General features: G+C 58.5%; 19 protein-coding genes. 15 read left to right on the forward strand and 4 right to left on the reverse strand.

Annotated elements, in window-relative coordinates; all coding sequences use genetic code 11:
* Positions 1 to 49: 49 nt before the first annotated feature.
* From AB8W27_RS01155 to AB8W27_RS01165, 3 genes are all read left to right on the forward strand, one after another.
* Complete coding sequence (locus AB8W27_RS01155; RefSeq protein ID WP_041924017.1) at positions 50 to 1,315, forward strand: 4-aminobutyrate--2-oxoglutarate transaminase; 1,266 nt, start codon at positions 50 to 52, stop codon at positions 1,313 to 1,315.
* Between the two features lie 369 nt (positions 1,316 to 1,684).
* The gene (locus tag AB8W27_RS01160) at positions 1,685 to 2,926 is read left to right on the forward strand and encodes an amino acid permease (protein WP_041924016.1); all 1,242 of its coding nucleotides are present in this window, start codon (positions 1,685 to 1,687) and stop codon (positions 2,924 to 2,926) included.
* 250 nt (positions 2,927 to 3,176) lie between these two features.
* Positions 3,177 to 4,280, forward strand: coding sequence for a branched-chain amino acid ABC transporter substrate-binding protein (locus AB8W27_RS01165; protein ID WP_161577982.1), 1,104 nt, complete (start codon positions 3,177 to 3,179; stop codon positions 4,278 to 4,280).
* 300 nt (positions 4,281 to 4,580) lie between these two features.
* On the opposite strand, the gene panM is transcribed toward AB8W27_RS01165, so the two are convergent.
* The gene (gene panM, locus AB8W27_RS01170) at positions 4,581 to 4,973 is read right to left on the reverse strand and encodes an aspartate 1-decarboxylase autocleavage activator PanM (protein ID WP_007765109.1); all 393 of its coding nucleotides are present in this window, start codon (positions 4,971 to 4,973) and stop codon (positions 4,581 to 4,583) included.
* Between the two features lie 422 nt (positions 4,974 to 5,395).
* On the opposite strand from panM, the gene AB8W27_RS01175 reads away from it, so the two are divergent.
* From AB8W27_RS01175 to ugpQ, 10 genes are all read left to right on the forward strand, one after another.
* Positions 5,396 to 5,641, forward strand: coding sequence for a hypothetical protein (locus AB8W27_RS01175; RefSeq protein ID WP_015742795.1), 246 nt, complete (start codon positions 5,396 to 5,398; stop codon positions 5,639 to 5,641).
* A gap of 101 nt (positions 5,642 to 5,742) precedes the next feature.
* Positions 5,743 to 6,669, forward strand: coding sequence for a high-affinity branched-chain amino acid ABC transporter permease LivH (livH, locus tag AB8W27_RS01180; protein ID WP_004384851.1), 927 nt, complete (start codon positions 5,743 to 5,745; stop codon positions 6,667 to 6,669).
* Positions 6,666 to 7,946: a high-affinity branched-chain amino acid ABC transporter permease LivM gene (locus AB8W27_RS01185; protein WP_015742794.1), complete on the forward strand. Its 1,281-nt coding sequence runs from the start codon at positions 6,666 to 6,668 to the stop codon at positions 7,944 to 7,946. Before livH ends, AB8W27_RS01185 begins: the two co-directional genes overlap by 4 nt.
* Positions 7,943 to 8,710: a high-affinity branched-chain amino acid ABC transporter ATP-binding protein LivG gene (gene livG, locus AB8W27_RS01190; protein WP_004384853.1), complete on the forward strand. Its 768-nt coding sequence runs from the start codon at positions 7,943 to 7,945 to the stop codon at positions 8,708 to 8,710. The genes AB8W27_RS01185 and livG overlap by 4 nt, the downstream gene beginning before the upstream one ends.
* Before the next feature lies 1 nt (position 8,711).
* Positions 8,712 to 9,425 carry a high-affinity branched-chain amino acid ABC transporter ATP-binding protein LivF gene (gene livF, locus AB8W27_RS01195; RefSeq protein WP_041924014.1) on the forward strand — a complete coding sequence of 238 codons (714 nt, stop codon included), beginning with the start codon at positions 8,712 to 8,714 and terminating at the stop codon, positions 9,423 to 9,425.
* 258 nt (positions 9,426 to 9,683) lie between these two features.
* Positions 9,684 to 11,003 carry a sn-glycerol-3-phosphate ABC transporter substrate-binding protein UgpB gene (gene ugpB, locus AB8W27_RS01200; RefSeq protein ID WP_041924013.1) on the forward strand — a complete coding sequence of 440 codons (1,320 nt, stop codon included), beginning with the start codon at positions 9,684 to 9,686 and terminating at the stop codon, positions 11,001 to 11,003.
* 206 nt (positions 11,004 to 11,209) lie between these two features.
* Positions 11,210 to 12,097: a sn-glycerol-3-phosphate ABC transporter permease UgpA gene (gene ugpA, locus AB8W27_RS01205; RefSeq protein ID WP_015742791.1), complete on the forward strand. Its 888-nt coding sequence runs from the start codon at positions 11,210 to 11,212 to the stop codon at positions 12,095 to 12,097.
* Positions 12,094 to 12,939, forward strand: coding sequence for a sn-glycerol-3-phosphate ABC transporter permease UgpE (gene ugpE / locus AB8W27_RS01210; RefSeq protein ID WP_007765070.1), 846 nt, complete (start codon positions 12,094 to 12,096; stop codon positions 12,937 to 12,939). Before ugpA ends, ugpE begins: the two co-directional genes overlap by 4 nt.
* Before the next feature lies 1 nt (position 12,940).
* Positions 12,941 to 14,014, forward strand: a complete 1,074-nt coding sequence (locus tag AB8W27_RS01215; RefSeq protein WP_015742790.1) for a sn-glycerol-3-phosphate import ATP-binding protein UgpC — start codon at positions 12,941 to 12,943, stop codon at positions 14,012 to 14,014.
* Positions 14,011 to 14,751, forward strand: coding sequence for a glycerophosphodiester phosphodiesterase (gene ugpQ / locus AB8W27_RS01220; protein ID WP_015742789.1), 741 nt, complete (start codon positions 14,011 to 14,013; stop codon positions 14,749 to 14,751). Before AB8W27_RS01215 ends, ugpQ begins: the two co-directional genes overlap by 4 nt.
* On the opposite strand, the gene AB8W27_RS01225 is transcribed toward ugpQ, so the two are convergent.
* On the reverse strand, positions 14,748 to 15,221 hold the full coding sequence (locus AB8W27_RS01225) for a DUF2756 family protein (protein WP_015742788.1): 474 nt from the start codon (positions 15,219 to 15,221) through the stop codon (positions 14,748 to 14,750). The two genes, ugpQ and AB8W27_RS01225, sit on opposite strands and share 4 nt — an antisense overlap.
* 125 nt (positions 15,222 to 15,346) lie before the next feature.
* Between AB8W27_RS01225 and ggt the strand changes: the two genes are divergently transcribed.
* On the forward strand, positions 15,347 to 17,107 hold the full coding sequence (gene ggt / locus AB8W27_RS01230; protein ID WP_369832992.1) for a gamma-glutamyltransferase: 1,761 nt from the start codon (positions 15,347 to 15,349) through the stop codon (positions 17,105 to 17,107).
* A 176-nt stretch (positions 17,108 to 17,283) separates the two neighbouring features.
* Here the strand turns inward: ggt and yhhY are convergent, their stop codons facing one another.
* Together yhhY and AB8W27_RS01240 are read right to left on the reverse strand one after the other, a co-directional pair.
* Entirely contained in the window at positions 17,284 to 17,781 is a 498-nt protein-coding gene (yhhY, locus tag AB8W27_RS01235) for an N-acetyltransferase (protein ID WP_041924012.1), read from the reverse strand.
* Positions 17,778 to 17,999, reverse strand: coding sequence for a hypothetical protein (locus tag AB8W27_RS01240; protein WP_161577988.1), 222 nt, complete (start codon positions 17,997 to 17,999; stop codon positions 17,778 to 17,780). The genes yhhY and AB8W27_RS01240 overlap by 4 nt, the downstream gene beginning before the upstream one ends.
* Positions 18,000 to 18,098: 99 nt before the next feature.
* Between AB8W27_RS01240 and AB8W27_RS01245 the strand changes: the two genes are divergently transcribed.
* Positions 18,099 to 19,139, forward strand: a complete 1,041-nt coding sequence (locus AB8W27_RS01245; RefSeq protein ID WP_015742785.1) for an oxidoreductase — start codon at positions 18,099 to 18,101, stop codon at positions 19,137 to 19,139.
* The last annotated feature ends 57 nt before the right edge of the window (positions 19,140 to 19,196 follow it).

Consider the following 19,196-nt stretch of genomic DNA (forward strand, 5'->3'; position numbering starts at 1 on the left):
GTTTCAGGTTTGTTGCTAAAAAGTGACGTTTATCAGCAGGAGAATGCGGGTGAAAAATTCAGAATTGAACCAACGTCGTCAGAGCGCCACCCCACGCGGCGTCGGCGTCATGTGCGGCTTCTATGCCGAAAAAGCCGACAATGCCACCCTGTGGGACGTGGAAGGCAACGAGATTATCGATTTCGCGGCAGGGATCGCGGTGCTGAACACTGGTCATCGCCATCCACGCGTGGTGGAGGCTATCGAAAATCAGCTGCGCGCCTTTACGCACACGGCTTATCAGATAGTCCCTTACGAAAGCTATGTGTCGCTTGCGGAGCGTATTAACGACTGCGCGCCGATTGACGGCCCGGCGAAAACCGCGTTCTTCACTACTGGCGCGGAAGCGGTGGAAAACGCCGTGAAAATCGCGCGCGCGTATACCCGTCGCCCCGGCTTAATCACCTTCGGCGGCGGCTTCCACGGACGCACGTTTATGACGATGGCGCTCACCGGCAAAGTGGCGCCATACAAAATCGGCTTCGGCCCGTTCCCTGGGTCGGTTTTCCACGCGCAATACCCGAACGCGCTGCACGGCGTGTCGGTGGATGACGCGATGGCGAGCCTGGAGCGTATTTTCAAAGCCGATATCGCACCGGATCAGGTGGCGGCCATCGTGCTGGAGCCGGTACAGGGCGAAGGCGGTTTTAACGTCGCGCCGCCTGCGTTTATGGAGGCACTGCGCGCGCTGTGCGACGAGCACGGCATTCTGTTGATTGCCGATGAAGTGCAGAGCGGCTTTGCGCGCACCGGCAAACTCTTTGCGATGGAGCATTACAGCGTGAAGCCGGATCTGCTGACGATGGCGAAAAGCCTCGCGGGCGGTATGCCGCTCTCGGGCGTGGTGGGGCGCGCGGAAGTGATGGACGCGCCTGCGCCGGGCGGCCTTGGCGGCACCTACGCCGGCAACCCGCTGGCGGTCGCGGCGGCGCACGCGGTGCTGGATGTGATTGAGCAGGAAAACCTGTGCCAGCGCGCGAACGAGCTGGGCCAGCATCTGCAGGAGGTGCTCAACCAGGCGCGGACGTATTGCCCGGCGATTGCCGAGGTACGTGGGCAGGGCTCGATGGTGGCGGTGGAGTTTAACGATCCACAAACCGGCAAGCCGTCGCCGGCGTTTACGCAGGACGTGCTGACGCGCGCCCGCGAAGAGGGGCTGCTGCTGCTGAGCTGCGGCGTTTACGGCAACGTTATCCGTTTCCTTTATCCGCTGACCATCCCGGATGCGCAGTTCAGTAAAGCGCTGGAGATCCTCTCGCGCGCGCTGGGGCGTTGAACCAGGGGGCTGGAACGGCGGATGCGCATGGCTTACCCGCCCTACATAAAAGCACAGCCCCTGGCCCGTAGGGTGGGCACCGCGCACCCACAGGATAAGGCACATAAAACCGTGCGTAGGGTGGGTAAGCGTAGCGCGCCCACCGTGCCGCAAAACGAAACAGGAATTACCCCGAGGGCGCCCGCCTTATGGCCTGGCCGCCGCGCAGCAGCGGGCCATAACGGCGCGTCTTTGGGGTGACCTGCGAAGGAGCGCGCTTCGGGAGGCTGACAGGCCCGAAGCTTAAATATCTCACTTGCTAACACAACAACACACCGTGAACACAACCGCTTCCGGTGGTGATAGCCGCCGGATATTTAAGGAAGAACTATGTCTGAAAACACGACTTCCGCCTCACTGTGGGCGTCCCGAGAGCGGGCAGCGTCATCCCCTAAATCCCTGAGCTTCGTTGAAGGCGTCGCGATGATCGTCGGCACCAACATCGGGGCCGGCGTACTCTCCATCGCCTACGCTTCCAGCAAAGCGGGCTTTATGCCGCTCCTCTTCTGGCTCGCCCTCGTCGGCGTGCTGACCACCATCACCATGCTTTATGTCGCGGAAGCGACGCTGCGCACCCGCGCGCATTTACAGCTCAGCGGCCTCGCCGGGCGCTATGTCGGGCGCATCGGCGCCTGGCTGATGTTCGCGTCGGTGTGCGTCAACAGCGTCGGCGCGCTCACCGCCTACATGACCGGCAGCGGCAAACTGCTAAGCTCGCTTATCGGCGTCTCGCCCGCCATCGGCAGCCTGATTTTCTTTATCCCGGCGGCAGGCATTCTCTGGCTCGGGCTCAAGGCTATCGGCCGCGGCGAGAAATTTATCAGTATCGGCATGGTGGTGATGATTGCCGTGCTGGTGGTCGCCACTCTCCTGCATGAATCGACGCAGATGCGCTGGCTGCTCGATGGCGACTGGCGCTACATGGTGCCGGTGTTCAACGTCACCGCGTTCTGCTTCGCCGCGCAGTACATCGTGCCGGAGATGGCGCGCGGGTTCGCCGATAAACCCGAAAAACTGCCGAAAGCGATTATCGTCGGGATGGTCATTACCTTTACGCTGCTGGCGCTGGTGCCGCTGTCGGTCATCGCGCTGAGCGGGCTCGATAATATCTCTGAAGTGGCGACCATCTCCTGGGGCCGGGCGCTCGGCGAGTGGGCGTTCTTTTCCGCCAATATTTTCGCGCTGTGCGCGATGCTCACTTCTTACTGGGGGCTTGGCGGGAGTTTTCTGACCAATATTTTCGATAAGTTCCGTCTGGGTGACGACGCGCAGCCGCTCAAGCGGCTCGGTGTGCTGGCGGTCGTGGCGCTGCCGCCGTTCGCGCTGGCTTACAGCGGGCTGGTCTCTTTTGTGAACGCGCTCTACTTTGCGGGCGTCTTCAGCGGCGTGATCCTCTCCATTATGCCTATGCTTATTTTGCGCGGCGCGCGCCGTCACGGGGAGATAACGCCCCGCTGGCAGTGTAGCTGGAGCACGCATCCGCTCATCCAGGGGCTGATTGTGCTGCTCTATATCGCCAGCGCCATTTACGCGGTGCTCTCCGCCTTCGGTTATCTGCCCGCGGGCTGGTAAAACCCGATAACCCGCCGCGTGACAGACGCGGCGGACGTTTTTTCGCCACTTCCCACCATAATTGACGTGAAAAATAGTGATTCCAAATTCATAAAAATGGGGTATGTTTTTAGCAGAGTATGCTGCTTTTGGCCGGGCAGCAGGGCTTAAAACTAATATTAAATGCTGCGCTAATAAGCGAAGCGGAAATAAAGTAGCGAAAAACAACAACATCACAACTGCAATAACCACAAGAATGGGGAACCTCAGGATGAAAATGAAGGGCAAAGCGTTACTGGCAGGCGCAATTGCGCTGGCGATGAGCAGCATGGCGATGGCAGAAGACATTAAAATTGCCGTAGTGGGCGCCATGTCTGGCCCGGTAGCGCAATACGGCGACCAGGAGTTTACCGGCGCCGAGCAGGCGGTAGCTGACATCAACGCCAAAGGCGGCATCAAAGGCAACAAACTGGTTATCACCAAATATGACGACGCCTGCGACCCGAAACAAGCGGTGGCGGTGGCAAACAAAGTGGTGAATGACGGTGTGAAATATGTCATCGGCCACCTGTGTTCCTCCTCTACCCAGCCGGCGTCTGATATTTATGAAGACGAAGGCATTCTGATGATCACGCCTGCCGCCACGGCGCCGGAGCTGACCGCGCGCGGTTATCAGCTGATCCTGCGCACCACTGGTCTGGATTCCGATCAGGGCCCGACCGCCGCTAAATACATTCTTGATAAAGTGAAGCCGAAGCGCATCGCTATCATTCATGACAAACAGCAGTACGGCGAAGGCCTGGCCCGCGCGGTACAGGATGGCCTGAAGAAAGGCGGCGCGAACGTGGTCTTCTTTGACGGTATTACCGCGGGCGAAAAAGATTTCTCCACGCTGGTGGCGCGTCTGAAGAAAGAAAACATCGATTTCGTTTACTACGGCGGCTATCACCCGGAAATGGGGCAGATCCTGCGCCAGGCGCGCTCCGCTGGTCTGAAAACCCAGTTTATGGGCCCGGAAGGCGTAGCGAACGTGTCGCTGTCTAACATCGCGGGCGATTCCGCCGAAGGCATGTTAGTCACCAAGCCGAAGAACTACGATCAGGTCCCGGCGAACAAACCGATTGTGGACGCTATCAAGGCGAAGAAACAGGATCCGAGCGGCGCGTTCGTGTGGACCACCTACGCCGCGCTGCAGTCGCTGGCTGCGGGCCTGAACCAGAGCCAGGATCCGGCAGCTATCGCCAAATACCTGAAAGCGAACGCCGTCGACACCGTGATGGGCCCGCTCACCTGGGATTCGAAAGGCGATCTGAAAGGGTTTGAGTTCGGCGTGTTTACCTGGCATGCCAATGGTACGGCGACCGACGCCAAATAATTTCCCCGGCGTCTTTCGCACCACAGCGGCGTTGGCTGCACCCTTCAACCCCGGTCACTTACTGATGTAAGCTCCCGGGGATTTCAGGGTTTGCCGCCTTGCTGTAGCACGAAAACCTTGGGGAAATAGGCTATTGCGTCCTCTGCACCACAGTGCGTAGGGTGGGTAAGCGAAGCGCACCCACCTTACATGCCCACCCGGCGGGTGCGCAGGCTTACCCGCCCTGGAGCTGGAGATTGAAGGGGTTGTAGGGCAGGTAAGCGCAGCGCACCTGCCTTTTTATCAATGGCTACGTCAGCGTCACGCCTCTAACCGCTTCACCCAGCCATCCTGCTGCGCCGCAAATCCCAGCGTCTGCATAAACGCGTTCATCACGTTGTAATCTTCCACGCCAATATCCATCACCCACCAGTCCGTCATCGACGGGTTATCGCGGATCGTCTCTTCTATCAGGTAATGCCCGACGCCGCGTCGGCGCGTCACTTCGCGTACCCGCAGGGAATCCATCGCGCCTTCGGTGCCGCGCAGCGTCACGCGCACCGCGCCCAGCAGTCGGTCGTTAAAGCGCGCGGCGTAAATTCGATGGTTCTCATCAAGACGTAACGATTCAGAAGGATATTCCGGCCAGATTTTCGCGAGGTCGATTTTGTCCTGTTCGCTCAGGGTATGCAGACGAAGAATGGTGAGTTTCATAACAGCCTTTCCGCCAGGGATGAATCTCTGAGTTTACCTGATTTTTTTCAGCTGCTGGACGCCCCGGCAAGATCTATTCGGTAGCTGATTAGTTTTTGTCTTATTCATTAGGTAGCTTGAAAGCGCGGGGAATGAAATTTAACCAGCACATAACGCTGAAAGGTAGCGTTTTATCTGGCTAATAATGCCGATATTTTATGCTATTCGCTGCGCTTTTTTTTGTTTATCTCAGGTATATTTCAGAATATTATCTTTGCTTAATAGACTGAAAAATAGATGTTTTAATTATAGTTTCGCCAAAAACCACGCTAACCCATTAAAGAGACAGGTAAAAGTAGCGTTGTCTATTAAATCAACAGAATATTTTTTAACCATAATAAAACTAATCAGCAACACACACATCACGAACGGGGATTCTGAGAATGAACAGCAACGCAAAGCGCTGGCTTGCGGGGATGGTTGCGCTGGCGCTATCTCAGGCAGTCAATGCGATGACAGTGAACACGGCGGCCAGGCGGGGCGTTAAAAACGCGCTGTGCGCCGCGCTAACAGGAAACCGACACGCGCGCGGCGCGCATGCCGTAACCGGGCCGCTGAACTGGGATGAAAAAAGCGATCTGAAAGGATTTTTCTCTGGCGTTTTTAAGGGGCAGGCGACGTGCCGGTAATTGTTGTAAGAAACGCGCTGTCGTTGCCCTGTAATAAAGCATACCCCATGTTCATCCCGCCTGTCGGCGCCTCGTCCGGCAGGGTTTAATAAGGTTACGTTATGTCCGAGCAGTTTCTCTATTTTCTGCAGCAGATGTTTAACGGCGTCACGCTGGGCAGTACCTACGCGCTGATCGCCATCGGCTATACCATGGTTTACGGCATTATCGGCATGATCAACTTCGCCCACGGCGAGGTGTATATGATTGGCAGCTACGTGTCATTCATGATCATCGCCGCGCTGATGATGATGGGTATCGACGCCAGCTGGCTGCTGGTCGGCGCCGCGTTTATCGGCGCGATTGTCGTCTCCAGCGCCTATGGCTGGAGCATCGAGCGTGTGGCGTATCGCCCCGTGCGCAGCTCCAAACGTCTGATAGCGCTCATCTCCGCCATCGGGATGTCTATTTTCCTGCAAAACTACGTCAGCCTGACGCAGGGCTCGCGCGACGTCGCGCTCCCGAGCCTCTTTAACGGTCAGTGGACCATCGGCAGCAGCGAAAACTTCGCGGCCAGCATCACCACGATGCAGCTGGTTATCTGGGTCGTGACGTTTATCGCGATGCTGGCGCTCACGCTGTTTATCCGTTACTCCCGCATGGGTCGCGCCTGCCGCGCCTGTGCTGAAGATCTGAAAATGGCGAGCCTGCTTGGCATCAATACCGACCGCGTTATCGCGCTGACCTTTGTGATTGGCGCGGCGATGGCGGCAGTGGCGGGCGTGCTGCTCGGCCAGTTCTACGGCGTGATTAACCCCTACATCGGCTTTATGGCCGGGATGAAAGCCTTCACTGCGGCGGTGCTTGGCGGCATCGGCAGTATTCCGGGCGCGATGATAGGCGGCCTGATCCTGGGCGTGACCGAATCGCTCTGCTCGGCTTACCTGAGCACCGAATATAAAGATGTGGTGTCGTTTGCCCTGTTAATCGGCGTACTGCTGGTGATGCCGACCGGTATTCTGGGCCGCCCGGAGGTAGAAAAAGTATGAAACCGATGCATTTTGTGGCGGCGCTGCTGGCCGCCGCCATGTTCTGCCTGCTGGCGGGTATTTTTATGGGCGTTCAGCTGGAGCTGGACGGCACGCGTCTTGTGGTCGACACCGCCGACAGCATTCGCTGGGAGTGGATCGCCATCGGCGCCGGCGTGGTCTTTTTATTCCAGCTTTTGCGCCCGCTGTTCCAGAAGGGCCTGAAAAACCTCTCCGGGCCGAAGTTTATTCTGCCGGCGATTGACGGCTCGACGGTGAAACAGAAACTGTTCCTGGTAGCGCTGCTCCTGGTCGCCGTGGCGTGGCCGTTTATGGTGTCGCGCGGGACGGTAGATATCGCCACGCTCACCATGATTTACGTGATCCTGGGCCTCGGCCTGAACGTGGTCGTCGGGCTCTCCGGTCTGCTGGTGCTGGGCTACGGCGGTTTTTACGCCATCGGCGCTTATACCTTCGCGCTGCTGAACCACTACTACGGACTGGGCTTCTGGACCTGTCTGCCGCTGGCGGGCCTGGTGTCCGCCGCCGCCGGTTTCCTGCTCGGCTTCCCGGTGCTGCGCCTGCGCGGCGACTATCTGGCGATCGTGACCTTAGGCTTTGGCGAGATTGTCCGTATTCTGCTGCTGAATAACACAGAGATCACCGGCGGCCCGAACGGCATCAGCCAGATCCCGAAACCGACCTTCTTCGGCCTGGAGTTTAGCCGCACCGCGCGCGAAGGCGGCTGGGACACCTTCAGCAACTTCTTTGGCGTTAAGTATGACCCGAGCGATCGCGTGATTTGGCTCTACCTGGTGGCGTTGCTGCTGGTGGTGTTCTCGCTGTTCGTGATTAACCGTCTGCTGCGTATGCCGCTGGGCCGCGCCTGGGAAGCGCTGCGCGAGGATGAGATCGCCTGCCGTTCGCTCGGCCTGAACCCGACGCGCATCAAGCTGACCGCATTTACCATCAGCGCCGCGTTCGCGGGCTTCGCCGGGACGCTGTTTGCGGCGCGCCAGGGCTTTGTCAGCCCGGAATCGTTCACTTTCGCGGAATCTGCGTTCGTGCTGGCGATTGTGGTGCTGGGCGGGATGGGCTCGCAGTTTGCGGTGATCCTGGCGGCTGTTCTGCTGGTGGTGTCGCGCGAGCTGATGCGTGATCTGAACGAATACAGCATGCTGGTGCTGGGCGGCCTGATGGTGCTGATGATGATCTGGCGCCCGCAGGGATTACTGCCGATGACGCGCCCGCAGCTGAAACTGAAAAATGGTGTGAGCCGTAAAGGAGAGCAGGCATGAGTCAGCCTTTATTATCCGTCAGCGGCCTGATGATGCGCTTTGGCGGCCTGCTTGCCGTCAATAATGTCTCTCTTGAGCTGCGCGAGCGTGAAATCGTCTCGCTGATTGGCCCGAACGGCGCCGGCAAGACCACGGTATTCAACTGCCTGACCGGCTTCTATAAACCAACCGGCGGCACCATTATGCTGCGCGACCAGCATCTCGAAGGGCTGCCGGGTCAGCAAATCGCCCGCCTGGGCGTGGTGCGTACCTTCCAGCACGTACGTCTGTTCCGTGAAATGACGGTGATTGAAAACCTGCTGGTGGCGCAACACCAGCAGCTTAAATCGGGTCTTTTTTCCGGCCTGCTGAAAACCCCGGCGTTTCGCCGCGCGCATAGCGAAGCGCTCGATCGCGCCGCCACCTGGCTTGAGCGTATCAACCTGTTGCAGCACGCCAACCGCCAGGCGGGCAACCTGGCGTATGGCGACCAGCGCCGTCTGGAGATCGCCCGCTGCATGGTGACCCAACCCGCCATTCTGATGCTTGATGAACCGGCGGCGGGCCTGAACCCGAAAGAGACCAAAGAGCTGGACGAGCTGATCGTGGAGCTGCGCAACCATCACAACACGACCATTCTGCTGATTGAGCACGACATGAAACTGGTGATGGGCATTTCAGACCGTATTTACGTGGTAAACCAGGGGACGCCGCTTGCCAACGGCACGCCGGAGCAGATCCGCAACAACCCCGACGTGATTCGCGCATACCTGGGTGAGGCATAAGATGGAAAACGTGATGTTATCTTTTGACAGGGTGAGCGCGCACTACGGCAAAATCCAGGCGCTGCATGAGGTCAGTCTGCATATCCGGCAGGGTGAAATCGTCACCCTTATCGGCGCGAACGGCGCCGGTAAAACCACGCTACTCGGCACGCTGTGCGGCGACCCGCGCGCGAGCACCGGAAAAATCGTCTTTGATGGTAAAGACATTACCGACTGGCAGACCGCGAAAATCATGCGTGAAGCGGTGGCGATTGTGCCGGAAGGCCGCCGCGTCTTTTCCCGCATGACGGTGGAAGAGAACCTGGCGATGGGCGGCTTCTTCGCCGACCGCTCGCAATATCAGGAACGTATTCAGCGCGTGTACGATCTCTTTCCGCGCCTGCACGAGCGCCGCATTCAGCGCGCCGGGACGATGTCCGGCGGCGAACAGCAGATGCTGGCGATTGGGCGCGCGCTGATGAGCCAGCCGCGCCTGCTGTTGCTGGATGAACCGTCGCTTGGTCTTGCGCCGATCATCATCCAGCAGATTTTCGACACCATCGAGCAGCTGCGCAAAGAGGGGATGACGATTTTCCTGGTTGAGCAGAACGCCAACCAGGCGCTGAAGCTCGCCGATCGCGGCTACGTGCTGGAGAACGGTCACGTGGTGCTGGAAGATACCGGCGAAGCGCTGCTCGCTAACGAAGCGGTGCGCAGCGCATATCTCGGCGGTTGATTCGCCTGTACGGCCCGGCGGCGCAACGCGTGCCGGGCCTCTTCATCTCTCTCCCGTGAGCCGGGCAAGGGCCCAACTTCGCGTTTAACCTGCGTCACCAGACCATCACCGGCGCGTCATTTCTCTGCCGCTGTTGCGTCACTATCTTGTCACTATTCAGTTATTTTTCTGTCATACGCGCATGTCATGTTAGCTCGCGAGCATAAAACGCGTGATTTCGCGCATCTCAAACGACGCATAATCAGAGAGATAACAGACATGACAGCTTCGTTACGACGTACAGCAATTTGTGTGGCTCTGGGATGGGCGCTGAGCAGCCAGGCGATGGCCGCCACCACCATTCCGTTCTGGCATTCGATGGAAGGGGAACTGGGCAAAGAGGTGAATTCGCTGGCGCAGCGGTTCAACCAGGCGCACCCGGAATACAAAATCGAGCCGGTTTATAAAGGTAACTACGAGCAGAGCCTGGCGGCCGGGATCGCCGCTTTCCGTACCGGCAATGCGCCCGCGATTTTGCAGGTCTACGAAGTAGGTACCGCCACCATGATGGCGTCCAAAGCCATCAAACCTGTGTACGAAGTGTTCAACGATGCTGGCATTACATTCGATGAGTCGCAGTTTGTGCCGACCGTGTCTGGCTATTACACCGACGCGAAAAGCGGCCATCTGCTCTCTCAGCCGTTCAACAGCTCGACGCCTGTGCTCTATTACAACAAAGACGCGTTCAAAAAAGCGGGCTTAGACCCGGAGCAGCCGCCGAAAACCTGGCAGGATCTCGCGGCCTATACCGCGAAGCTGAAAGCCTCTGGCATGAAGTGCGGCTACGCCAGCGGCTGGCAGGGCTGGATCCAGATTGAAAACTTCAGCGCCTGGCATGGCCTGCCGGTCGCCACCAAAAACAACGGCTTTGACGGCACTGACGCGGTGCTGGAGTTCAATAAGCCGGAGCAGGTGAAGCATATCGCTCTGCTTGAAGATCTGAACAAGAAAGGCGATTTCAGCTACTTCGGGCGTAAGGATGAGTCCACCGAGAAGTTCTACAACGGCGATTGCGCCATTACCACCGCCTCTTCCGGCTCGCTCGCGGATATCCGCCACTACGCCAAATTCAACTACGGCGTGGGCATGATGCCGTACGATGCCGATGTGAAAGGCGCGCCGCAGAACGCCATTATCGGCGGGGCGAGCCTGTGGGTGATGCAGGGCAAAGACAAGGCGATGTACAAAGGCGTGGCGGAGTTCCTGAACTTCCTCGCGCAGCCGGAAAATGCCGCGCAATGGCACCAGAAAACCGGTTATCTGCCTATCACTAAAGCCGCTTACGACCTGACCCGCCAGCAGGGCTTCTATGAGAAGAACCCGGGCGCGGATATCGCGACGCGTCAGATGCTGAATAAGCCGCCGTTGCCGTTCACCAAAGGGCTGCGTCTGGGCAATATGCCGCAGATCCGTACCGTGGTTGACGAGGAGCTGGAAAGCGTCTGGACCGGCAAGAAAACCCCGCAGCAGGCGCTGGATTCCGCCGTTGAGCGTGGTAATCAACTGTTGCGCCGCTTCGAGCAGTCGACGAAATCGTAACGTCGGGAGCGGGTTGGCGCGGCGGGTGTCGTTTCGAACGGCGGGTGCGCTTCGCTTACCCGCCCTACACGGAACCAGAAATTGTACCGCCGGGAGCGGGTTGGCGCGGCGTATGCGCTTCGCTTACCTGCTCTGGATCCCCAGGCCGGGTAAGGCGCAGGCGCACCCGCACCCGCACCCGGCATTTTTCAGGAAAGCGTTTCTCTATGTCATCATCCCGTCCGGTGTTTCGTTCAGGCTGGCTGCCCTATGCGTTACTGGCGCCGCAGCTGATTATCACCGTCATCTTTTTTATCTGGCCTGCGGGCGAGGCGCTCTGGTACTCCGTACAGAGCATCGATCCATTCGGGCTATCGAGCCAGTTTGTCGGGCTGGCGAACTTTACCCAGTTGTTGCACGACAGCTACTACCTGGATTCCTTCTGGACCACCATTAAATTCAGCACGCTGGTGACCGTCAGCGGGCTGCTGATATCGCTTTTTTTCGCCGCCCTCGTGGATTACGTGGTGCGCGGCAGTCGTTTCTATCAAACGCTAATGCTGCTGCCGTATGCCGTTGCGCCCGCCATCGCCGCCGTACTGTGGATTTTCCTCTTTAACCCCGGACGCGGGCTTATCACTCATGTGCTCGAACAGATGGGCTACTACTGGAACCACTCGCAGAACAGCGGCCAGGCGATGTTCCTGGTGGTGTTCGCCTCGGTCTGGAAGCAAATCAGCTACAACTTTTTGTTCTTCTTCGCGGCGTTGCAGTCGATCCCGCGCTCGCTGGTCGAGGCGGCCGCCATCGACGGCGCAGGCCCGGTGCGTCGCTTCTTTAAGCTGTCGCTGCCGCTTATCGCGCCGGTGAGCTTTTTCCTGCTGGTGGTGAACCTGGTCTATGCCTTTTTCGATACCTTCCCGGTCATCGACGCCGCCACCGCGGGCGGGCCGGTGCAGGCCACCACTACGCTGATTTACAAGATTTACCGCGAAGGATTCGCCGGGCTGGATCTCTCCACCTCCGCCGCGCAGTCGGTGGTGCTGATGGTGCTGGTGATTATTCTCACCGTGGTGCAGTTCCGCTATGTGGAAAGTAAGGTGCGTTACCAATGATTGAAAACCGCCCTGGGCTGACGATTTTCAGCCATACCATTTTGATTCTTGGCATCGCCGCGATTCTCTTTCCGCTCTACGTGGCGTTTGTCGCGGCAACGCTCGATAACCAGGCCGTGTTTGCCACGCCGATGACGCTTATTCCCGGCACGCACCTGTGGGAAAACCTGAAGGATATCTGGGTAAACGGCGTCGGGGCCAACAGCGCGCCGTTTTGGCTGATGCTGCTTAACAGTTTCATCATGGCGTTCAGCATTACCGTCGGGAAAATCGCGGTGTCGATGCTCTCGGCGTTCGCCATCGTCTGGTTTCGCTTCCCGCTGCGTAACCTCTTCTTCTGGATGATTTTTATTACGCTGATGCTGCCGGTGGAAGTGCGCATTTTCCCGACGGTGGAGGTGATAGCCAACCTGAAGATGATGGATAGCTACACCGGCCTCACGTTGCCGCTGATGGCGTCCGCGACCGCCACCTTTCTGTTCCGCCAGTTCTTTATGACGCTGCCTGACGAGCTGATGGAAGCGGCGCGCATTGACGGCGCCTCGCCGATGCGGTTTTTCCGCGACATCGTGCTGCCGCTGTCCAAAACCAACCTCGCGGCGCTGTTCGTCATTACGTTTATCTACGGCTGGAACCAGTATCTCTGGCCGTTGCTGATTGTCAGCGATCCGTCGCTCGGCACGGCGGTGGCGGGCATTAAAGGCATGATTTCGGTGGGCGAGGGCAGCACGCAGTGGAATCAGGTGATGGCGGCGATGCTGCTGACGCTTATCCCGCCGGTGGTGATTGTTTTAGTGATGCAGCGCGCGTTTGTTCGCGGGCTGGTGGATAGCGAGAAATAAGATGGCAGGACTCAAATTACAGGCAGTCACCAAAAGCTGGGATAACGGCAAAACGCAGGTCATTCAGCCGCTGACGGTGGACGTCGCGGATGGCGAATTTATCGTGATGGTCGGCCCCTCCGGCTGTGGTAAATCGACGCTGCTGCGTATGGTGGCCGGGCTTGAGCGCGTGAGTAGCGGCGATATCTGGATAGACCGCCAGCGCGTCACCGAGATGGAGCCGAAAGAGCGCGGCATCGCCATGGTGTTCCAGAATTATGCGCTCTATCCGCATATGAATGTTGAAGAGAACATGGCCTGGGGCCTGAAAATTCGTGGGATGGGCAAAGCGCATATCGCCGAGCGCGTCAAAGAAGCGGCGCGCATTCTGGAACTGGATGAGCTGTTAAAACGCCGCCCGCGTGAGCTCTCCGGCGGCCAGCGCCAGCGCGTGGCCATGGGCCGCGCGATTGTGCGCGATCCGGCGGTATTCCTCTTCGATGAACCGCTTTCAAACCTCGACGCTAAGCTGCGCGTGCAGATGCGCCTTGAACTGCAACAGTTGCACCGTCGTCTGCGCACCACGTCGCTGTATGTGACGCACGATCAGGTCGAGGCGATGACGCTCGCCCAGCGCGTGATGGTGATGAATAAAGGCGTGGCGGAGCAGATAGGCACGCCGGTGGAGGTCTACGAAAAGCCCGCCAGCCGCTTTGTGGCGAGCTTTATCGGCAGCCCGGCGATGAACCTGCTGGAAGGGCGGGTGAATACCGAAGGCACCCATTTTGATATCGACGGCGGGCTTTCCCTGCCGCTTGGGCGGCTGCATAAAACGCTCGCCGGGCGCAAGGTGACGCTGGGTATCCGCCCGGAACATATTGCGCTAAGCTCACAGGCCGCAGGCGGCGTGCCGCTGCCGCTCGATACGCTGGAGATGCTGGGCGCGGATAATCTCGCGCATGGCCGCTGGGGCAGCCAGAAAGTGGTGGCGCGCCTGGCGCATCAGGAGCGTCCGCAGCCGGGCAGCCAGCTGTGGCTGCACCTGCCGGAAAATCATCTGCACTTTTTTGATGGTGAAACAGGACAACGTTTATGAGCAACTGGCCATATCCTCCCATCGTCGCCCACCGCGGCGGCGGCCGACTGGCACCGGAAAACACCCTGGCGGCGATTGAAACCGGCGCGCGCCTGGGTCACGCCATGATTGAGTTTGACGTGAAGCTCTCGAAAGACGGCCAGATTTTCCTGCTGCATGACGACACGCTGGAGCGCACCAGCAACGGCTGGGGCGTGGCGGGCGAGCTGAACTGGGATGCGCTGCTGAAAGTGGACGCCGGCAGCTGGTTCAGCGGCGCGTTTAAAGGCGAGAGGCTGGCGCTGATGAGCGACGTGGCGCAGCGCTGCCGCGAGCATCATATGATGGCGAATATTGAGATTAAACCGACGACCGGCGCGGATGCCGAAACCGGGCGCGTAGTGGCGCTGGCCGCGCGCGCGCTCTGGAGCGATATGACCGCGCCGCTGCTCTCGTCGTTCTCCATCGAGGCGCTGGAGGCGGCGCAACAGGCCGCGCCGGAACTGCCGCGCGGGTTGCTGCTGGATGAGTGGCGCGACGACTGGCAGGCGTTGACCACGCGTCTCGCCTGCGTGTCTATTCATCTGAACCATAAGCTGCTGGATCAGGCGCGCGTCGCGCAACTGAAAGACGCGGGTCTGCGTATTCTGGTCTATACCGTGAATTCGCCCCGGCGCGCGCTGGAGCTGCTCGCCTGGGGCGTGGACTGCATCTGCACTGATGCGATTGACGAGATCGGGCCGGATTTTCGCGCTTAAGGCGTGATGGCGCTCTGCGTATTCAGCGTGGTGCCGCTTTGTCGCAGCATATCGCCGTTCTGACGCGGCTCAATCATGTGCGTCTGCGACGTACTGTTCAGCGTCGCGCCGTTGCTGTTAAGCATATGCTGCGTGCTGCTGCCGCTACTGCTGCTATTCAGCATGCCGCCGTTGGTGTTCGGCAGCACCTGCTCCCGCGGCGGGTTAAGGTTCCCCGGCTGGTTCTGCTGAATACGCTCGACGTTATTATTCATCTGAGTTTGCAACTGCTGCTGTTGCAGGCGGCTTTGCGTCTGGATCTGCTGATTAAGCATCCCTTTCTGCTGAAGCTGCTGGCTTTGCATTTGCGTCTGCAAGCGCTGCTGGCTGGGGTTCACATACCCCGGCTGGTTAGGGTTGTTGATGACGTTAATCGGTTCGGCAAGCGCCGCCAGCGGAAGCGCTGCGGCAATCAGTAAATAGCGTTTCATGGTATTTCCCTCCCCTGTGGAAGATCTTTTCAGTTTACCTCCTCTGTGACAGCACGATGATCTTTTAAGAGTTGTGAACCAGACTTATTGCGGGGAGCGTCCCGGATAATAAGCGGAGAACAATAATGATGATGCAGTGGAAAACCGTACGCCAGAGCGTGATAGCGGCGCTGGCGGTCACCTGTAGTTTTATGGCGGGGGCCGCGCCACCGCCTGTCGCAGCGCCTGCGCCCGTCTCGTATGGCGTGGAAGAAGATGTCTTTCATCCGGTGCGTGCCGAACACGGCATGGTGGCCTCGGTGGACGCCGCGGCGACGCAGGTGGGCGTCGATGTGCTAAAGCAGGGCGGTAACGCGGTGGATGCGGCGGTCGCGGTGGGGTTCGCCCTGGCGGTAACGCATCCGCAGGCCGGTAATCTCGGCGGCGGCGGCTTTATGATGCTGCGCACCAAAGACGGCAACGTCACGGCGATCGATTTCCGCGAAATGGCGCCGGAAAAAGCCACGCGCGATATGTTCCTCGACGCGCAGGGCAACGCCGACAGCAAAAAATCGCTCACCTCGCATCTCGCCTCCGGCACGCCGGGCAGCGTCGCGGGCTTCACGCTCGCGCTGCAAAAATATGGCACGATGCCGCTCGATAAAGTCATTCAGCCCGCCATTACGCTTGCTCGCGACGGGTTTACGGTCAATGACGCGCTTGCCATCGATTTAAAAACCTACGGCGTGGAGACGCTCCCGAATCACCCGACCAGCAAGGCGATTTTCTGGAAACAGGACGGTAATCCGTATCAGAAGGGCGACAAGCTGGTGCAGGCGAATCTTGCAAAGAGCCTTGAGCTTATCGCCAAAGATGGCCCCGACGCCTTCTATAAAGGCCCGATTGCCGACCAGATAGCTGACGAGATGGCGAAAAACGGCGGGCTTATCACCAAAGCCGATCTGGCGAATTACAAAGCGGTGGAGCGTACGCCTGTGAGCGGCAGCTACCGTGGTTATCAGGTGTATTCGATGCCGCCGCCGTCGTCGGGCGGGATCCATATCGTGCAGATCCTGAATATCCTTGAGAATTTCGATCTGCATAAATATGGCTTCGGCAGCGCCGACGCGATGCAGATCATGGCCGAGGCGGAAAAATACGCCTACGCCGACCGCTCGGAGTATCTGGGCGACCCGGATTTCGTGAAGGTGCCGTGGCAGGCGCTGACCAGCAAGGCCTACGCGAAATCGCTGGCGCAGCAGATCGATGTGAATAAGGCGCGTCCGTCGAACGAGATTAAACCGGGAAATCTCGCGCCTTATGAGAGCAACCAGACCACGCATTTTTCTGTCGTCGATAAAGACGGCAATGCGGTGGCGGTGACCTATACGCTTAACACCACCTTTGGCAGCGGCATTGTGGCGGGCGATACCGGCATTCTGATGAATAACCAGATGGACGATTTCTCCGCCAAGCCGGGGACGCCGAACGTTTATGGCCTGGTGGGCGGCGATGCGAACGCGGTGGGGCCGAAGAAACGCCCGCTGTCGTCGATGTCGCCGACGATTGTCGTGAAGGATGGCAAGACGTGGCTGGTGACCGGCAGCCCAGGCGGCAGTCGCATTATCACTACCGTATTGCAGATGGTGGTGAATACGATTGATTACGGTATGAACGTGGCGGAAGCCACCAACGCGCCGCGATTCCATCACCAGTGGCTGCCGGATGAGCTGCGGGTGGAGAAGGGTTTTAGCCCGGATACGCTGAAGCTGCTGCGTGAGAAAGGACAGAACGTGGCGGTGAAAGAGGCGATGGGCAGCACCCAGAGCATTATGATTGGCCCGGACGGGGCGCTTTACGGCGCGTCCGACCCGCGCAGCGTCGATGATTTAACGGCGGGTTATTAATGTAGCGCCCGCCGCGTCATGACCAAAAAGGGTCGCGCAATGTAAATGGCGGGTGCGCTACGCTTACCCACCCTACGAATTTAAACATCTCAATGTTTGTTGTTTGTAGGGCGGGTAAGCCACGCGCACCCGCCGTGTGGCGCAATTTAAACATCCCAGAAACGGCGGTGGGAGCGTTAACCCGCCTTTACCCGCGCCATAAAATACGCGTCGACGTACTCGCCGTTACGCAGGCCGTAACGCTTGCCGGTGCCTTCCGTCTCAAACCCGAACTTGCGGTACACCGCCAGCGCAGGCGCATTATCGACAAACACCGTCAGCTCGATCCGCTCGATGCGCAGCCAGTTATCACACAGGTTTACCATTTCGCGCATCAGCGCCGACGCCACGCCGCGGTTGCGCCAGCCGGGGTGAACGCTCATCCCGAACGTCGCTACATGGCTGCGGCGCGGGTTTTGCTCCACCGTTAAGGCCAGATGCCCGACGACTTCGCCATCAATACACGCCACCAGCTGACGACGCCCCGGCTGCGGCGCGCCGAGCCGGTCTCGCCACATCGCGAGCGACGGATGCGGAATTTGCAGCGTGTTGTGGATGATTTCCGGCATCGTGTGGATCTGCTGCAACGCCTGCGCGTCTTCCGCTTCCGCATGTCTTACTACTATCTCATTCATGGCGCGCTCCCGCTGTGGTCGGAGGATGTGAAGGCGAGGCGCATGGCTTCCCCGCCCAGGAAAACAAAATCCCCTTCAACATCAATGCTTTTTTCTTGCCGGTCAATTCCCAAATTTTTTTCAAAAAAGGCTGGACACATGCGAATGATAATGATTATTATTGTCATGCGTTCAGGGGGAACCCCAACGGAACATCCTGAAAGCACGACATTGCTCACATTGCTTCCAGTATTTCTTAGCCAGCCGGGTGCTGGCTTTTTTTTTGCCTGATGATCTATGGTTAACACAATGGGTTAACTCGCGATAAGGATTGGGCAATGACGATTAACTGCGCTTTTATTGGTTTTGGCAAAAGCACCACCCGCTACCATCTTCCCTACGTTTTACACCGCAAAGAGACGTTTCACGTCGCGCATATCTTCCGTCGCCACCCCAAACCGGAGCTGGAAAGCCACCCGCGTTATCAGCATATTCACTTTACGAGCGATCTGGATGACATCCTGAATGACGCCTCGGTGAAACTGGTGGTCATCTGTACGCATGCCGACAGCCACTTCGAGTATGCGAAACGCGCGCTGGAAGCCGGGAAAAACGTGCTGGTGGAAAAACCGTTCACGACAAGCGTCGCGGAGGCGCGCCTGCTCCAGGATCTGGCAAGGAGCAAGGGGCTTGTGGTCACACCGTATCAGAACCGCCGTTTTGATTCGTGTTTTCTTACCGCACGTAAGGTCATTGAGAGCGGCAAGCTTGGTGAGATTGTCGAAATTGAAAGCCATTTCGACTACTACCGGCCTGAGGCGGAAACCAAACCCGGCCTGCCGGAAGACGGCATGTTTTTCGGGCTCGGCGTGCACACGATGGATCAGATTATTTCGCTGTTTGGCCGCCCCGATCACGTCAGCTATGACATCCGCAGCCTGCGTAATAAAGCCAACCCGGATGACACCTTCGAGGCGCAGCTCTTTTATGGCGATCTGAAAGCCATCGTGAAGACCAGCCATTACGTCAAAATCGACTACCCAAAATTTATCGTCCACGGCAAAAAAGGCTCATTTATCAAATATGGCATCGACCAGCAGGAAACCAGCCTGAAGGCCGGGATTATGCCCGGCGAGCCAGGCTTTGCGGCGGATGACAGCATCGGGCGTCTGGAGTATGTCAACGAGCGCGGCGAAACGGTGCGTGAAGAGATCAAACCGGAAGAGGGCGACTATGGCCGTGTCTATGACGCGCTCTATGACACCCTCGTCAACGGCGCGCCGAATTATGTCAGAGAATCTGATGTGCTTACCAACCTGGAGATCCTCGAACGCGGCTTCGAGCAGGCGTCTCCCGCCACGGTAACCCTTGCGAAATAAGGGCTACCGGCTCCTCTGTTCTTGTTCACAAAATTTGAACAGAGGAGTCAATTTTCA

Source organism: Cronobacter turicensis (genome assembly GCF_041222865.1).
Classification (GTDB): domain Bacteria; phylum Pseudomonadota; class Gammaproteobacteria; order Enterobacterales; family Enterobacteriaceae; genus Cronobacter; species Cronobacter turicensis.

Bases quoted from the DNA above. Each gene is read 5' to 3' on its own strand.
- AB8W27_RS01185 (WP_015742794.1), top strand. From the start codon at position 6,666: ATGAAACCGATGCATTTTGTGGCGGCGCTGCTGGCCGCCGCCATGTTC.
- livF (WP_041924014.1), top strand. From the start codon at position 8,712: ATGGAAAACGTGATGTTATCTTTTGACAGGGTGAGCGCGCACTACGGC.
- AB8W27_RS01245 (WP_015742785.1), top strand. From the start codon at position 18,099: ATGACGATTAACTGCGCTTTTATTGGTTTTGGCAAAAGCACCACCCGC.
- ugpA (WP_015742791.1), top strand. From the start codon at position 11,210: ATGTCATCATCCCGTCCGGTGTTTCGTTCAGGCTGGCTGCCCTATGCG.
- livH (WP_004384851.1), top strand. From the start codon at position 5,743: ATGTCCGAGCAGTTTCTCTATTTTCTGCAGCAGATGTTTAACGGCGTC.
- ugpE (WP_007765070.1), top strand. From the start codon at position 12,094: ATGATTGAAAACCGCCCTGGGCTGACGATTTTCAGCCATACCATTTTG.
- ggt (WP_369832992.1), top strand. From the start codon at position 15,347: ATGATGATGCAGTGGAAAACCGTACGCCAGAGCGTGATAGCGGCGCTG.
- AB8W27_RS01215 (WP_015742790.1), top strand. From the start codon at position 12,941: ATGGCAGGACTCAAATTACAGGCAGTCACCAAAAGCTGGGATAACGGC.
- AB8W27_RS01165 (WP_161577982.1), top strand. From the start codon at position 3,177: ATGAAAATGAAGGGCAAAGCGTTACTGGCAGGCGCAATTGCGCTGGCG.
- ugpB (WP_041924013.1), top strand. From the start codon at position 9,684: ATGACAGCTTCGTTACGACGTACAGCAATTTGTGTGGCTCTGGGATGG.
- yhhY (WP_041924012.1), bottom strand. From the start codon at position 17,781: ATGAATGAGATAGTAGTAAGACATGCGGAAGCGGAAGACGCGCAGGCG.
- livG (WP_004384853.1), top strand. From the start codon at position 7,943: ATGAGTCAGCCTTTATTATCCGTCAGCGGCCTGATGATGCGCTTTGGC.
- AB8W27_RS01160 (WP_041924016.1), top strand. From the start codon at position 1,685: ATGTCTGAAAACACGACTTCCGCCTCACTGTGGGCGTCCCGAGAGCGG.
- ugpQ (WP_015742789.1), top strand. From the start codon at position 14,011: ATGAGCAACTGGCCATATCCTCCCATCGTCGCCCACCGCGGCGGCGGC.
- AB8W27_RS01225 (WP_015742788.1), bottom strand. From the start codon at position 15,221: ATGAAACGCTATTTACTGATTGCCGCAGCGCTTCCGCTGGCGGCGCTT.
- AB8W27_RS01175 (WP_015742795.1), top strand. From the start codon at position 5,396: ATGAACAGCAACGCAAAGCGCTGGCTTGCGGGGATGGTTGCGCTGGCG.
- panM (WP_007765109.1), bottom strand. From the start codon at position 4,973: ATGAAACTCACCATTCTTCGTCTGCATACCCTGAGCGAACAGGACAAA.